The organism is Streptomyces sp. NPDC090077 (assembly GCF_044747545.1).
In the GTDB taxonomy this organism is placed as follows: Bacteria; Actinomycetota; Actinomycetes; order Streptomycetales; family Streptomycetaceae; genus Streptomyces.
The window spans coordinates 108,389-123,344 of record NZ_JBIVEG010000004.1 but is presented as its reverse complement, the minus strand read 5'-3'; the positions used below and the strand labels follow the sequence as shown (position 1 = coordinate 123,344).

General features: G+C 73.9%; 12 protein-coding genes. 5 read left to right on the top strand and 7 right to left on the bottom strand.

From position 1 onward, the window contains the following. Positions 1-5 precede the first annotated feature (5 nt). The 4 genes from ACIPW5_RS09255 (at position 6) to ACIPW5_RS09240 (ending at position 2,714) form a co-directional block, all read left to right on the top strand. Positions 6-386 carry a DUF742 domain-containing protein gene (locus ACIPW5_RS09255; RefSeq protein ID WP_401242523.1) on the top strand — a complete coding sequence of 127 codons (381 nt, stop codon included), beginning with the start codon at positions 6-8 and terminating at the stop codon, positions 384-386. Beyond that, the gene (locus ACIPW5_RS09250; protein ID WP_401242521.1) at positions 386-1,027 is read left to right on the top strand and encodes a GTP-binding protein; all 642 of its coding nucleotides are present in this window, start codon (positions 386-388) and stop codon (positions 1,025-1,027) included. The genes ACIPW5_RS09255 and ACIPW5_RS09250 overlap by 1 nt, the downstream gene beginning before the upstream one ends. A gap of 309 nt (positions 1,028-1,336) precedes the next feature. Further along, a complete protein-coding gene (locus ACIPW5_RS09245; RefSeq protein ID WP_042800536.1) occupies positions 1,337-1,735 on the top strand; it encodes a roadblock/LC7 domain-containing protein in 399 nt (132 codons plus the stop codon). 127 nt (positions 1,736-1,862) lie between these two features. Then, positions 1,863-2,714: a DUF6397 family protein gene (locus ACIPW5_RS09240; RefSeq protein ID WP_401242517.1), complete on the top strand. Its 852-nt coding sequence runs from the start codon at positions 1,863-1,865 to the stop codon at positions 2,712-2,714. Here the strand turns inward: ACIPW5_RS09240 and ACIPW5_RS09235 are convergent. From ACIPW5_RS09235 to ACIPW5_RS09225, 3 genes are all read right to left on the bottom strand, one after another. Further along, positions 2,678-3,079, bottom strand: coding sequence for a YchJ family metal-binding protein (locus tag ACIPW5_RS09235; protein ID WP_362462577.1), 402 nt, complete (start codon positions 3,077-3,079; stop codon positions 2,678-2,680). The genes ACIPW5_RS09240 and ACIPW5_RS09235 overlap by 37 nt on opposite strands. A 109-nt stretch (positions 3,080-3,188) precedes the next feature. Then, a complete protein-coding gene (locus tag ACIPW5_RS09230; RefSeq protein WP_401242514.1) occupies positions 3,189-4,091 on the bottom strand; it encodes an acyl-CoA thioesterase in 903 nt (300 codons plus the stop codon). Positions 4,092-4,158: 67 nt separating this feature from the next. Next, positions 4,159-6,681 carry a DEAD/DEAH box helicase gene (locus tag ACIPW5_RS09225; RefSeq protein WP_401242511.1) on the bottom strand — a complete coding sequence of 841 codons (2,523 nt, stop codon included), beginning with the start codon at positions 6,679-6,681 and terminating at the stop codon, positions 4,159-4,161. A 145-nt stretch (positions 6,682-6,826) separates the two neighbouring features. Between ACIPW5_RS09225 and ACIPW5_RS09220 the strand changes: the two genes are divergently transcribed. Then, a complete protein-coding gene (locus tag ACIPW5_RS09220; protein WP_401242509.1) occupies positions 6,827-7,618 on the top strand; it encodes a metal-dependent hydrolase in 792 nt (263 codons plus the stop codon). 83 nt (positions 7,619-7,701) lie between these two features. Here ACIPW5_RS09220 and ACIPW5_RS09215 read toward each other — a convergent pair whose 3' ends face one another. The 4 genes from ACIPW5_RS09215 to ACIPW5_RS09200 form a co-directional block, all read right to left on the bottom strand. Continuing rightward, positions 7,702-9,483, bottom strand: a complete 1,782-nt coding sequence (locus tag ACIPW5_RS09215; RefSeq protein WP_401242507.1) for an ABC transporter ATP-binding protein — start codon at positions 9,481-9,483, stop codon at positions 7,702-7,704. Beyond that, positions 9,480-11,291 carry an ABC transporter transmembrane domain-containing protein gene (locus ACIPW5_RS09210; RefSeq protein WP_401242504.1) on the bottom strand — a complete coding sequence of 604 codons (1,812 nt, stop codon included), beginning with the start codon at positions 11,289-11,291 and terminating at the stop codon, positions 9,480-9,482. Before ACIPW5_RS09210 ends, ACIPW5_RS09215 begins: the two co-directional genes overlap by 4 nt. A 141-nt stretch (positions 11,292-11,432) precedes the next feature. Further along, a complete protein-coding gene (locus ACIPW5_RS09205) occupies positions 11,433-14,381 on the bottom strand; it encodes an FAD-binding and (Fe-S)-binding domain-containing protein (RefSeq protein WP_401242501.1) in 2,949 nt (982 codons plus the stop codon). 63 nt (positions 14,382-14,444) lie between these two features. After that, positions 14,445-14,915 (bottom strand): MarR family winged helix-turn-helix transcriptional regulator, encoded by a 471-nt coding sequence (locus ACIPW5_RS09200; RefSeq protein WP_401242498.1) that lies wholly within the window; start codon positions 14,913-14,915, stop codon positions 14,445-14,447. Positions 14,916-14,956: the final 41 nt, after the last annotated feature.

Here is a 14,956-nt window from a genome sequence, read left to right as displayed (position 1 = left end):
GGCACATGGGCGGCCAGTGGTACGACGCAGATGCGGGCCCGCTGGTCCGCCCGTACGCCATGACCGGAGGGCGGACGAAACCGGGCCCGCACGGGGTCCGGTTCGACCTGATCGCCCTGGTGGTGGTGGACCCGGAGGCGGCCGGCGCGGGGGACGAGGCCCTGCTCGGCCCGGAGCACCGGACCCTGCTCGGGCTCTGCCGCTGCGAGACCCAGTCGGTCGCGGAGCTCGCCGCCGAGGCGGACCTGCCGGTGGGCGTGGTGCGGGTGCTGCTGGGGGACCTGCTGGAGGCGGGACACGTACGGGTCAGCCGGCCGGTGCCGCCCGCGCAACTGCCGGACGAGCGGATTCTGCGGGAAGTCATCGAGGGATTGCGAGCACTGTGATGGGACTGCACGACGACGGCACGACGGGTCCCGGGGGGTCCGGCGCCGGCGCCGCGGCCGAGGAGGAACTCGCCGCGCTCGCCCTGAAGATCCTCGTGGCCGGCGGTTTCGGGGTCGGCAAGACCACGCTGGTGGGCGCGGTCAGCGAGATCAGGCCGCTGCGCACGGAGGAGCTGCTGAGCGAGGCGGGCGAACTGGTCGACGACACGGGCGGGGTGGACCAGAAGACCACGACCACCGTGGCCATGGACTTCGGCCGGATCACCATCCGGGCCGGCCTGTCGCTCTACCTGTTCGGGACGCCGGGGCAGGACCGGTTCTGGTTCCTGTGGGACGAGCTGTCGCAGGGCGCGCTCGGGGCGGTCGTCCTCGCCGACACCCGGCGGCTGGAGGACTGCTTCCCGGCGGTGGACTACTTCGAGCACCGGCGGATCCCCTTCGTGGTCGCCGTCAACTGTTTCAGCGGGGCGCGCAGTTACGCCTCGGACGAGGTGGCGCGGGCACTGGACTTGGAACAGGGGACTCCGGTGGTGCTGTGCGATGCGCGGGACAAGGACTCGGGGAAGGAAGTGCTGATCAGGCTGGTGGAGTACGCCGGCCGGGTGCACACCGCCCGGCTGCTCGATGCTGTCGGGCCTTAGGCCGCGTCTCGCCGTCAGGGGCTGGATTCCGCCTCTTGACGGCCTTCTCGCCGGTGGTGAAGGCGGCCGGGGGCGAAGTCGGGAAGGGGCCGGTCGGGAGCGGTGTGCGGGCGTGCGTCCGTACCGGGCGCGGCCGGTGCCGGGGCGCGGGCGGAGCGGGGGTGGAACGCCCGCCATTCCTCTTGAGTCATCTTCCGTGCCATGCGTCCATCCTCCTTGCCGGAAAGCCCCTGGTGGGCAAGGCTTGCGGCACGACCAAGCGGGGTGGGGCGCGGCCGCGTCGGCCGGGTCAACGGGGAGGGGCTGGAAATGGCACTGGACAAGCAGCTCGACTGGCTGTTGGACGATCTGACGCGCAGGGTCCAGCAGGTCCGGCACGCGGTGGTCCTGTCGAACGACGGGCTGGTGACGGCGGCGAGCGCGGGGCTGGCGCGGGAGGACGCGGAGCACCTGGCGGCCGTCGCGGCCGGTCTGCAGAGCCTGGCGAAGGGCTCCGGTCGGCACTTCCGGGCAGGTGAGGTGCGTCAGACGATGGTCGAGTACGACGAGGGGTTCCTCTTCGTGGTGGCGGCCGGCTCGGGCAGCTGCCTGTGCGCGCTGAGCGCGGCGGAGGCCGACATCGTCCAGGTGGCGTACGAGATGACGCTGCTGGTCAACCGGGTCGGGGAGCACCTGGGCGTCGCGGAGCGGCGGATCACCGGGGGCTGATCCGACCTGCGGAGGGATCCGGATCCGGCACGTCGGGTCCGGAGTTGTCCACAGGCCTCGCGGCTCGCCGTCACCCCCGGTTACGGTCTTCACACAGAGTGATCGCCGCTCGTGGGGGAGGACTGTGATGAAGGTGGAGATGCCGGAGCGCGGGGCCGTCCGGACGGACCGGGTTCCGCGCGGGGGAGCAGGGGGCGTACGCGCGGACGCGCGCCCGGAGGGGCCGCTCAGCGGGATGCGGGCCGCCGGGGAACTGGGGCTGAGCCGGAGCGAGTTCGCCCGCGCCGTCCAGCTGGGCCTGGTCCGCCCGGGCCCCGGGCCGGGGAGCGGCGCCGCCCGCTTCACCCGGGCCGAGCTGGACCGGGTCAGGGCCGGGGAGGGGTTCCCGCGGGAGCTGCGCGCGCGGGTCGAGACCACGGCCGGCGCCGATGCGGGGGCGCGGGTGCTGGGGGTGGGGCCGAGCCGGTTCACCCGGCTCGCGCGCTGCGGGCGCCTCACGCCCGTCGGCTACCGGATCAACCGCTACCGGGCCGTCGTCTGGCTCTACCTGGCCGCCGAGCTGCGGGAGTTCGCCGCCCGCGAGCCGGGGATGCTGCGCGGGGCCGCGCCCCCGGAGGACCGGCGGCTGATGGCCGCCGGGGCGGACCTGCGGCCGCCCGGCTGGCGGGCCCGGCACGTGGGGCTGCTGCTGAGACGGACCGCCGGGCCCTGGGAGCGGGCGGCCGTACTGGCGTCCGTGCTCCCCGAGGAGGAACTGCGGGCGGCCGTGCCCGACCCGGCGGAGCGGATCGTCCTCGCCGCCCTCGCCCCGCCCCCGCCCTACGGCCACCCCCGGGTGCCGGCGGCCGAGGCGGTGGCCCGGCGGCTGCTGCTGGCGGAGCCGCCGGACGAGGTCCGCGGCTACCGCACCGGCCTGGACGCCGCCCTGGCCGGCGCGCGCGGTCAGTCGAACTCGACGGGGGAGAGGGGGCCGACGTAGACCCAGGCCCCGCCCTCGCGGGAGAAGGAGCTGTGCTCGTGCAGCGAGCCGGTGTGGCCGCCCTCGCGGTAGTGGGCGCGGAACTCCACCGCCCCCTCCGTCTCGAACATCCCGCCGCGCTCGGTGGCGAGGATCTCCAGGCGCTCCCAGCGCTGGTCCGGATCGAGGTCGAGCCGGCCCGGCCGGGTCGAGGGGTGCCAGGAGCGCATCAGGTAGGCGGTGTCGCCGACCGCGAAGGCGCTGAACCGGGACCGCATCAGCAGCTCCGCGGTGGGTGCCTGGCGGGCCCCGGAGTGGAAGCGGCCGCAGCAGTCCGCGTAGGAGGCGGGCAGCCCGCAGGGGCAGGGGAGGGCCGGGGTGGGCATCGGTGCGATCAGCTCTTCGGTGAGGAGGGCGGGGAAGGGGAAGGGACGGAGGGCGCACACGGCGCGGGGGCCGCGGACGGCGCCCGCGGTGCCGCGGGCGCCGCGGGAGTCACTGGGGAGAGACGGCGGGCCTGGCCTTCTCGGCCGGGTACGGACGGAAGAGGCCCTCCTGCACCACGGACACCAGCAGCCTGCCCTCCAGGTCGTAGATGCGGCCGCGGGCCAGCCCCCGGCCGCCGTGGGCGATGGGCGACTCCTGGTCGTACAGGAACCACTCGTCGGCCCGGAACGGCCGGTGGAACCACATGGCGTGGTCCAGCGAGGCCATGTCGAAACCGCGCATGCCCCACAGCGGTTCCACGGGGATGCGCACGGCGTCGAGGAGGGTCATGTCGCTGGCGTAGGTGAGGGCGCAGGTGTGCACGAGCGGGTCGTCGCCCAGCGGGCCGACCGCCCGCATCCACACCGCGCTGCGCGGATCGGCGTCCTTGAGCTCCTCGGGGGTCCAGCGGAGCCGGTCCACGTACCGGATGTCGAAGGGCTGGCGGCGGGCCATCCGCTCCAGCGCCTCGGGCAGCGTGCCCAGGTGCTCGCGGATCTCGTCCGCGACCTTCGGGAGGGCGTCCGGGTGGGGGAAGTCGAGGCGGGGAGGCAGCTGGTGCTCGATGCTGCCCTCCTCCGGGTGATGGAAGGAGGCGGTCAGGTTGAAGATGGTCTTGCCCTGCTGGACGGCGGTGACCCGGCGCGTGGTGAAGGAGCGCCCGTCACGCACCCGCTCCACCTGGTACACGATCGGTACCCCGGGGATGCCCGGGCGCAGGAAGTACGAGTGCAGCGAGTGGACCGGCCGGTCGCCCTCGGTGGTCCGGCCGGCGGCCACCAGCGCCTGGCCGGCGACCTGCCCGCCGAACACGCGCTGGAGGGACTCCTGGGGGCTCGCCCCCCGGAAGATGTTGACCTCGATCTGCTCCAGGTCGAGCAGATCGACCAGTCTCTCGGCGGGGTTCGTCATCACAGGTTCTCCACTGTCGGGTCCGGCGGGCCGGGCGGGGCCGCCCGCGGTGGCTTGCGGATTCCGGTCAGAGCTCGCCGAGCTCGCCGACCGAGGTGACCCGGATGACGGCCCGGCCCTCCTCGTCGGACGCGGCGAGGTCCACCTCGGCGCTGATGCCCCAGCCATGGTCGCCGTTCGGGTCGGCGAAGGTCTGGCGGACGCGCCACAGGCCGTGCGCCGGGTCCTCCTCGATCTGGAGGAGCTTCGGGCCGCGCGCGTCGGGGCCGGTGCCGAGGTCGTCGTACTCGTCCCAGTACGCGTCCATGGCCTCGCCCCAGGCGTCGGCGTCCCAGCCGGACTCGGCGTCGAGCTCGCCCAGCTGGTCGACGTGGTCCAGGGCCGCCAGCTCGACCCGGCGGAACATCGCGTTGCGGACCAGCACGCGGAACGCGCGGGAGTTGGCCGTGACCGGCTTGACCTGGTCGGCCTTCTCCTGGGCCTGCTCCGCGGTCTCCACCTCCGGGTTCGCCAGCTGCTCCCACTCGTCGAGGAGGCTGGAGTCGACCTGGCGGACCAGCTCGCCCAGCCAGGCGATGAGGTCTTCGAGGTCCTCGGACTTCAGGTCGTCGGGGATGGTGTGGTCCAGCGCCTTGTACGCGCTCGCCAGGTAGCGCAGCACGATGCCCTCGGTGCGGGCCAGTTCGTAGAAGGAGGTGAACTCGGTGAAGGTCATCGCGCGCTCGTACATGTCGCGGATGATCGACTTCGGGGAGACGGGGTGGTCCCGCACCCACGGGTGGCTCTTGCTGTAGACGTCGTAGGCGTGGACGAGCAGCTCTTCGAGGGGCTTGGGATAGGTCACCTCCTGGAGGCGCTCCATCCGCTCCTCGTACTCGATCCCGTCGGCCTTCATCGCGCCGACCGCGATGCCCCGCTCCTTGTTCTGCTGGGCCGCCAGGATCTGGCGGGGGTCGTCCAGGGTGGACTCGACGACGGAGACCATGTCCAGGGCGTAGGAGGGGGACTCCGGGTCCAGCAGGTCGAAGGCGGCCAGCGCGAAGGTGGACAGCGGCTGGTTCAGCGCGAAGTCCTGCTGGAGGTCGACGGTGAGCCGGATCGTGCGGCCCTCGGCGTCGGGGGTGTCGAGCTTCTCGACGACACCGCCGTCCAGCAGCGAGCGGTAGATCGCGATGGCCCGGCGGATGTGGCGCAGCTGGGCCTTGCGCGGCTCGTGGTTGTCCTCCAGCAGGTGACGCATCGCCTGGAAGGCGTCGCCCGGCCGGGCGATCACCGAGAGCAGCATGATGTTGGTGACCTTGAAGCGGGAGGTCAGCGGCTCCGGGTCGGCCGCGATCAGCTTCTCGAAGGTGGTGTCCGACCAGGCCACGAAGCCCTCGGGGGCCTTCTTGCGGACCACCTTGCGGCGCTTCTTGGGGTCGTCGCCGGCCTTGGCGAGGGCCTTCTCGTTCTCGATGACGTGCTCGGGCGCCTGCGCGACCACGAAGCCGGCCGTGTCGAAGCCGGCCCGGCCGGCCCGGCCGGCGATCTGGTGGAACTCCCGCGCGCGCAGCGTGCGGACGCGGTTGCCGTCGTACTTGGTGAGCGCGGTGAACAGCACCGTACGGATCGGCACGTTGACGCCGACGCCCAGGGTGTCGGTGCCGCAGATGACCTTCAGCAGGCCGGCCTGGGCCAGCTTCTCGACGAGGCGCCGGTACTTGGGCAGCATGCCCGCGTGGTGGACGCCGATGCCGTGGCGGACGTAGCGGGAGAGGTTCTGGCCGAACTTGGTGGTGAAGCGGAAGTTCCCGATCAGCTCCGCGATCTTGTCCTTCTCCTCGCGGGTGCACATGTTGATGCTCATCAGCGACTGCGCCCGCTCGACCGCCTGGGCCTGGGTGAAGTGCACGATGTAGACCGGCGACTGCCGGGTCTCCAGCAGCTCGGTGATGGTGTCGGTGATCGGCGTGGTCACGTACTCGTACGAGAGCGGGACGGGACGGGTCGCGGAGCGGACCACGGAGGTCGGGCGGCCGGTCCGGCGGGTCAGGTCCTCCTCGAACCGCTTCACGTCGCCGAGGGTCGCCGACATCAGGACGAACTGCGCCTGGGGCAGTTCGAGCAGCGGGATCTGCCAGGCCCAGCCGCGGTCCGCCTCCGCGTAGAAGTGGAACTCGTCCATCACGACCTGGCCGATGTCGGCGTACTTGCCGTCGCGCAGGGCGATGGAGGCCAGCACCTCGGCGGTGCAGCAGATGACCGGGGCGTCGGCGTTCACGGACGCGTCGCCGGTCAGCATGCCCACGTTCTCGGTGCCGAAGAGCTTGCACAGGTCGAAGAACTTCTCCGACACCAGCGCCTTGATGGGCGCGGTGTAGAAGGTGACCTTGTCCTGGGCCAGCGCGGTGAAGTGCGCCCCGGCCGCGACGAGGCTCTTGCCGGAGCCGGTCGGGGTGGACAGGATCACGTTCGCGCCGGAGACGACCTCGATCAGCGCCTCCTCCTGCGCCGGGTACAGGGTGATGCCCTGGCCCTCCGCCCACGAGGAGAAGGCCTCGAAGAGGGCGTCGGGGTCGGCGGTCGGCGGGAGCTGATCAATGAGGGTCACGCCCCCCATCTTGCCTGGATTCCCCCCGGAAGAGGGAACCGGCGGACGGAGCGAAGATCATCACGGGTAGCCTGGGCCGTCGAGGCGGCCCGACCGAATCCCTCCACAGGGCCCCACCACGACAGGACCGGGGCGGGAAACGAGCATGATGGGTCCGGCGCACTCACTGTCCGGGGCGGCGGCCTGGCTGGGGGTGGGCGCGGCCGCGGCGGCCTTCGGACACCCGATGCCGTGGCCCGTGCTGGTCGTCGGCGCCCTCATCTGCGCGGGCGCCGCCCTCGCCCCCGACCTCGACCACAAGTCCGCGACGATCTCGCGCGCCTTCGGCCCGCTGTCCCGGGGCCTGTGCGAGGTGGTCGACAAGATCTCCTACGCCGTCTACAAGGCGACCCGCTCCCCGCGCGACGCGCGCCGCAGCGGGGGACACCGCACCCTGACCCACACCTGGCTCTGGGCCGTCCTGATAGGTGCCGGATCCTCGGCGGTCGCGGTCGGCTTCGACCGCTGGGGCGTGCTGGCGCTGCTCTTCGTGCACCTGGTGCTGGCCGTGGAGGGACTGCTGTGGCGGGCGGCCCGGATGTCCAGCGACGTCCTGGTCTGGCTGCTCGGCGCGACCAGCGCCTGGATCCTGGCCGGGGTGCTCGACGAGCCGGGCAACGGCGCGGGCTGGCTGTTCGACGGCCCGGGCCAGGAGTACCTCTGGCTCGGCCTGCCGATCATGCTCGGCGCGCTGGTCCACGACATCGGCGACGCGCTGACGGTCTCCGGCTGCCCGATCCTGTGGCCCCTGCCGATAGCGGGGAAGCGCTGGTACGCCCTGGGTCCGCCGAAGATGATGCGGTTCCGGGCCGGCAGCTGGGTCGAGCTGAAGGTGCTCATGCCGGTCTTCATGCTCCTCGGCGGCGTGGGCGGCGCAGCGGCCCTCGGCTTCATCTGACCCCCGCACCGCCCACCCCCGCACCGCCGCCCCTCCACCGGCTGCCTGTCCACCGGCTGCCCGCCCGCGCGGGCCCCGCCCCGTCAGCCGTGCCAGGACCGCCACAGGGCCGCGTACGCCCCGTCGGCCGCCACCAGCTCCTCGTGCGAGCCGAGTTCGCTGATCCGGCCGCCCTCAACGACCGCGATCACGTCCGCGTCGTGCGCGGTGTGCAGCCGGTGCGCGATCGCGATGACCGTCCGGCCGTCCAGCACCCGCGCCAGCGAACGCTCCAGGTGCCGGGCCGCCCGCGGGTCCAGCAGCGAGGTCGCCTCGTCCAGCACCAGTGTGTGCGGATCCGCCAGCACCAGCCGGGCCAGCGCGACCTGCTGGGCCTGCGCCGGCGTCAGCGCGCTCCCGCCGGAGCCCACCTCGGTGTCCAGCCCCGACTCCAGTGCCCGCGCCCAGCCGTCGGCGTCCACCGCACCCAGCGCCGCCCACAGCTCGGCGTCCTCCGCCCCCGTCCGGGCCAGGCGCAGGTTGTCCCGCAGCGTGCCGACGAACACGTGGTGCTCCTGGTTGACCAGCGCCACGTGCTCGCGCACCCGCTCCGCGGGCATCCGCGACAGCCGGGCCCCGCCGAGCGTGACCTCGCCCGTCCGGGGCGCGTAGACGCCCGCCAGCAGCCGCCCCAGGGTGGACTTGCCCGCCCCCGAAGGGCCCACGAGCGCCATCCGGGTGCCCGGGGGCACGGACATCGACACCCGGTGCAGCACGTCCACGCCCTCCCGGTAGCCGAAGCGGACCTCCTGCGCCCGCACGTCCCGGCCCTGAGGGGCGACCGCCCGGTCACCCGCGTCCGGCTCGATCTCCCGCACGCCCACCAGCCGCGCCAGCGACACCTGGGCGATCTGCAGCTCGTCGTACCAGCGCAGGATCAGGCCGATCGGGTCGACCAGCATCTGTGCCAGCAGCGCCCCCGTGGTCAGTTGGCCCACCGACATCCAGCCGCGCAGCACGCAGTAGCCGCCGATCATCAGCACCGCGCCGAGGATCGTCACGTAGGTGACGTTGATGACGGGGAACAGGACCGTCCGCAGGAACAGCGTGTAGCGCTCCCACGCCGTCCACTCCTTGATCCGCCGCTCCGACAGCTCGATCCGGCGCCCGCCCAGACGGTGCGCCTCGACCGTGCGCCCCGCGTCGACCGTCTCGGTCAGCACGGCCGCGACCGCCGCGTACCCGGCCGCCTCCGAGCGGTAGGCCGCGGGAGCCCGCCGGAAGTACCAGCGGCACCCCACGACCAGCACCGGGAGCGCCACCAGCGCGGCCAGCGCCAGCGGCGGCGCGGTGACCGCGAGGGCGCCGTAGAGCAGCCCGGCCCACACCACGCCGATCGCCAGCTGCGGCACGGCCTCGCGCATCGCGTTGGCCAGCCGGTCGATGTCGGTGGTGATCCGCGACAGCAGGTCGCCGGTGCCGGCCCGCTCCAGGACGCCCGGCGGCAGGCCGACCGAGCGCACCAGGAAGTCCTCGCGCAGATCGGCCAGCATCTCCTCGCCGAGCATCGCCCCGCGCAGCCGCACCATCCGCACGAAGCAGGTCTGCACGGCCAGCGCCACCGCGAACAGCAGCGCCACGCGCCCCAGGTGGAGTTCGCGGGCCCCCGCCGAGAGCTCGTCCACGACCTGCCCCAGCAGGTAGGGGCCGACCATGGAGGCGACCACCGCGACCGCGTTGACCGTCACCAGCACCACGAAGGCCCGCCGGTGCCGCCGCAGCAGCCCGCGCACGTAGCCCCGTACGGTCGCCGACGTGCCCACCGGCAGGGTGGCGGCCGTTTCCGGGGCCGCCGGATCGTGTTGCGGCGGAGCGACGCCGATCATGCGGATTCCTCGATCCCTGTGAGTTCCTCGTCCGTCTCCCGGGTGACGACCGCCCGGTACCGGGGCTCGCCGCGCAGCAGCTCCCGGTGGGTGCCCGCCGCCAGCGCCCGGCCCTCGTGCACCAGCACGACCCGGTCCGCGCGGTCCAGCAGCAGCGGCGACGAGGCCAGGACCACCGTCGTGCGCCCCGCGCGCAGCTCCGCCACGCCCCGGGCGATCCGCGCCTCGGTGTGCGAGTCCACCGCCGACGTCGGCTCGTCCAGTACGAGCACCTCCGGATCGGTGACCAGCGACCTCGCCAGCGCGAGCCGCTGGCGCTGCCCGCCCGACAGGGACCGGCCGCGCTCGGTGATCCGCGCGTCCATCGGGTCGTCCACCCCGTCGGGAGCCGACTGGAGCAGGGCGTCCAGGACGTCGCCGCACTGGGCGGCGGCCAGCGCGACCCCCGCCGTGACCGAACCGGAGGCCGGTACGTCGAACAGCTCCCGCAGCGTCCCGGACAGCAGCACGGGGTCCTTGTCCTGTACGAGGACCAGCCCGCGCGCCGCGTCCAGCGCGAGTTCGTCCAGCGCGACCCCGCCCAGCAGCACCGGGGCCGCCCCGCCACCGCCGTCCACGCAGTGCCCGCCGAGCCGCTCCGCGAGCCGTCCCGCCAGGTCCGGGTCCCCGCACACGACCGCCGTGAACAGCCCGGCCGGGGCCAGCAGCCCCGTGGCCGGGTCGTACAGGTCCCCGCCCGGCGCCGGAGGGGCCGCCGCAGCGGCCGCGGAGCTTCCGGTTCCGTCCTGCGCCCCGTCCTCGGCCCCGCCCTCCGCGCGCGTCAGCGAGAGCACCCGGGCCGCCCGCGCGGCGGAGGGCCGCGAGAAGGAGTACGCCATCGCGATCTCCTCGAAGTGCCGCAGCGGGTACAGCATCGTGGCCACCGCACTGAACGCCGCCACGAGTTCGCCGACCTCCAGCCGGCCGTCCCGCACGAGCAGCGCGCCGTACCAGACGACGGTGATCAGCAGGGCGCCCGGGAGCAGCACCTGGACCGCGGAGATCAGGGCCCACATCCGGGCACTGCGCACGGCCGCCTCGCGGACCTCCTGGGAGGCCTCCCGGTAGCGGCCCAGGAACAGCTCCTCACCGCCGATCCCGCGCAGCACCCGCAGGCCCGCCACGGTGTCCGAGGCCAGCTCGGTGGCCTTGCCGGCCTTCTCGCGCTGGAGGTCCGCCCGTCGCGTGGCACGCGGCAGCAGCGGCAGCACCGACAGGGCGAGCACCGGCACGCCCACCGCGACGACCACGCCGATGGCGGGGGCGTAGAAGAGCAGGCCCACGCAGATGGCCACGACCGAGAAGGCGGCGGCGAGGAAGCGGGACACCGCCTCGACGAACCATCCGATCTTTTCGACGTCGCCCGTCGAAACGGCCGTGACTTCTCCCGCCGCGACCCGGCGGGTCAGCGCGGAGCCCAGCTCGGCGGTCTTGCGGGCCAGGAGCTGCTGCACCCGGGCGGCCGCGGTGATCCAGTTGGTGACGGCCGTGCGGTGGAGCATGGCGTCGCCCACCGAGATGGCCGCGCCGAACAGCAGGAGCAGTCCGCCCGCCAGCAGCAGCCCGGCGCCGTCGCGGTCCACGACGGCCCCGACACCCACGCCGACCGTGTACGGGAGTCCGGCGACCCCGCAGAAGTGCACGAGGCCCCAGGCCAGGCTGCGGGCCTGGCCGCCGAGCTGCCCCTGGCCCAGCCACCACAGGAACCGGGGCCCGGAGCGGGCGTCGGGTACCCCGGGATCCGGATAGGGAAGATCGCTGATCTGCATGACGCCCCACGAACTGGTCGATGACTGCAACCTGCGCAAGGTTCGTCCTCCGGACCCGGCCGGGGCAATCGATTTTCCGGCCCGGGAGCGCGCGTACGGCGCCCGTTCCGGCGTACGCGCCTCCCGGTGCGCGGGGCGTGTTCAGGGGCGCGTCGCGCGCTCCAGCTCGATCAGCGCCGAGTGGTAGGGGCGGCCGGTGGCCCCGTCCATGCCCACCTCGCACATCCGGTTCGCCGACAGGTGCGCGTCGAACTGCCGTGCCGTCACCTCCGCGGCCTCCCGCGCCGTCGCCGAGGCCGTCAGCTCCGGGTGCAGCATCCCCCGGTCGCCCGCGAAGCCGCAGCAGCCCGCGTCGTCCGGGACCACCACCTCCGCGGCGCACGCCCCGGCCACGGCGCGCAGCTGCGGTTCGTCGCCCAGGTGCCGCATCGAGCAGGTCGGGTGCAGCACCACCGAGCCGACGGTGCGGCGGACCTCCAGGTGCGGCAGCAGTTCCTCCGCCGCCCACACGACGGAGTCGACGATCCGCAACTCGGAGTGGAGGCCGAGGTTGTCCGCCGTCAGGAACGGGACCACCTCGCGGGCGAGGCCCAGGGTGCAGGAGGACGCGTCCACCACCAGCGGGAGCCGGCCCCCGGCCGTCCAGCCCCAGGCGGCCTCGACGATCCGGTTGGCCATCAGCCGGTTGCCGGCCTCGTAGCCCTTGGAGTGCCAGATCGTCGCGCAGCAGGTCCCGGCCACGTCACCGGGGATCCACACCGGCTTCCCGGCCCGCTCCGACACGGCCACCACCGCCTCCGGCAGCGACGGGCCGGGCTCCCCCGGGGGTCCGCCGAAGATCCGGTTGACGCAGGCCGGGTAGTACACGGCCGCCGCGCCCACCCGCCGGGTCGCGGGCAGCCGCCGCGCGGCGGGCCCGGGGAGCTGCGGCAGCCACTGCGGCACCAGGTCGGGGCGAACGACGGTGCGCAGCGCGCCCGTGACGGCGGCCGGCGCCCGGTCCCCGAGGGCGTGCGCGATCTTCCCGGCGGCGGCCACGGCCAGCCGGGCGCCGGCCTCGACGGTACGGAACCGCCGGGCGGCCAGTTCGGCGGCCCGCTCCTCGCGCGCGCCGTGGCGGCGGTGGCGGAAGTCCCGCATCAGCGCGCCGGTGTCGATGCCGACCGGGCAGGCCAGCTTGCAGGTGGAGTCGCCCGCGCAGGTGTCCACGGCGTCGTGGCCGTAGGAGCCGAGCAGTTCGGCGAGCACGGGGGAGCCCGGCTGCTGGCGCACCATCTCGCGGCGCAGCACGATCCGCTGGCGCGGAGTGGTCGTCAGGTCCCCGCTGGGGCAGGCCGGTTCGCAGAACCCGCACTCGATGCACGGGTCGGCGACGTCCTCCACCCGCGGGATCGTCTTCAGGCCGCGCAGGTGGGCCCGCGGGTCGCGGTCGAGGAGCACGCGCGGGGCCAGGACCGCGTCCGGGTCCACGAGCCGCTTGGTGCGCCACATGAGGTCGGCCGCCCGGGGCCCCCACTCCAGTTCCAGGAAGGGGGCCATGTTGCGGCCGGTGGAGTGCTCGGCCTTCAGGGAGCCGTCGAACCGCTCCACCGTGAGGTGGCAGAAGGCGTCCATGAAGGCCGCGTACCGGTCGACGTCGGCGGGCCGGGCGGCGTCGAAGGCGAGCAGGAAGTGCAGGTTGCCGTGGGCGGCGTGACCGGCGACGGCCGCGTCGAAGCCGTGCTCCGCCTGGAGCGCCAGCAGCGCCCCGCAGGCCTCCGCCAGCCGCGACGGCGGCACCGCGAAGTCCTCGGTGATCAGGGTGGTGCCGGGCGGGCGGGCCCCGCCGACGGCGGTGACGAAGGCCTTGCGGGCCTTCCAGTAGCCGGCGATGACGGCCGGATCGCTCGTGAAGGCGTTGGTCACGGAGGCGACCGGTGCGACCAGCTCCAGCGCGGGCAGCACGGCGGCCGCGCGGCGCTCGTACGCGGCGCGGCCCGCCGCGTCCGGCGCCCGGAACTCCACCAGCAGTGCGGCGGTGTCCTTCGGCAGCTCGGCCCAGTCGGCGGGCACGCCGTCCACGCTGACGGAGGCGCGCAGGGTGTTCCCGTCCATCAGCTCGACGGCGATGGCGCCCGCGTCGTTGAAGAGCGGTACGGCGGCGGCCGCGGCGGGCAGGGACGGGAAGAAGAGCAGCGCGCTCGTCAGCTCGCGGTCCAGGGGGAGCGTGTCGAAGACGACCTCGGCGATGAATCCGAGCGTGCCCTCCGAGCCGACCATCAGGCCGCGCAGGATCTCCACGGGCGTGGTGCCGTCCAGGTAGGCGTCGAGCCGGTAGCCGGTGGTGTTCTTGATCTCGTACTTGGCCCGGATCCGGGCGACGAGGGCCGGATCCGCCTCGATCTCCCGCTTCAGCTCCATCAGTCCGTGGCACAGGCCCGGTTCCGCGCGGGCCAGCTCCTCGTCCGCGAGCGGGTCGGCGGTGTCCACGACGGTGCCGGTCGGCAGGACGAGGGTGAGGGAGGACAGGGTGCGGTACGAGTTCCGCGTGGTCCCGGCCGTCATGCCGGAGGAGTTGTTGGCGACGACCCCGCCGAGGGTGCAGGCGACGGCGCTGGCCGGGTCGGGTCCCAGGATCCGGCCGTGCCGGGCCAGGGCGGCGTTGGCCCGGAACACGGTGGTGCCGGGCCGGATCCGGGCGCGCCGGCCCTCCTCCAGGACCTCGATCCCGGCCCAGTGGCGGCGTACGTCGACGAGGATGTCCTCGCCCTGCGCCTGGCCGTTCAGGGAGGTCCCGGCGGCCCGGAAGACCACCTCGCGCTGCTTGCCGTGGGCGTAGGAGAGGACCGCGGAGACGTCGTCGATGTCCTCGGCGACCACCACGACCTGCGGGACGAAGCGGTACGGGGAGGCGTCGGTGGCGTAGCGCACCAGGTCGGAGACCTTCCACAGCACCTTCTCCGCGCCCAGCAGCTCGCTCAGCTCGGCGCGCAGGGCCGGTGGGGTGCCGCCGGCCAGCCGGTCGGGGACCCGGTCGGGGGCCCGGTCGGGGGCCGGGGCCCGCACGCCGCGCGGGCGCAGGGCCCCGGGCTCCGGTTCGAGCAGCGGCATGAGCGGCCCCTTGTCGGTCGCGGTCCGGCACGGGCGCCGGGTCCGGCGCCCGCTCCGCCCGTCTCAGCAGCGGCGCTCCGCGGGAGCGTCCGCCAGCGCGTTCAGCAGGCCGCCGAGCACCTCGCGCTGTCCGGCGGTCAATGGAGCAAGGATCTCCTCTGCGGCGTCCGTCCGCGCGTTGCGCAGACGGCGCAGCGTGGCGCGACCGGTTTCGGTGAGCTCGATCCGGATCACGCGCCGGTTCGCGGGGTCGGGCACCCGGCGCACGCAGTCGGCGGCCTCCAGCCCGTCCACGAGGGTGGTCACCGCGCGCGGCACGACCTCAAGGCGCGTTGCCAGGTCGGCCATTCGGGGCGGCTGGTCACCGCCGTAGTGCGAGACGAGGCGCAGCAGCCGGCCCTGGGCCGGGGTGATCCCGAGCGGCTCCATGTGGCGCTTCTGGATGCGGTGCAGCCGGCGGGTGAGGCGCAGCAGCTGCTCGGCGAGGACGCCGTCGGTGGAATCGCGGGTGTCGGTCTCGGAACCGGTGCTCATACTGGGAACAGTACCAGGACCGGATTCATTGTGAGCATAGG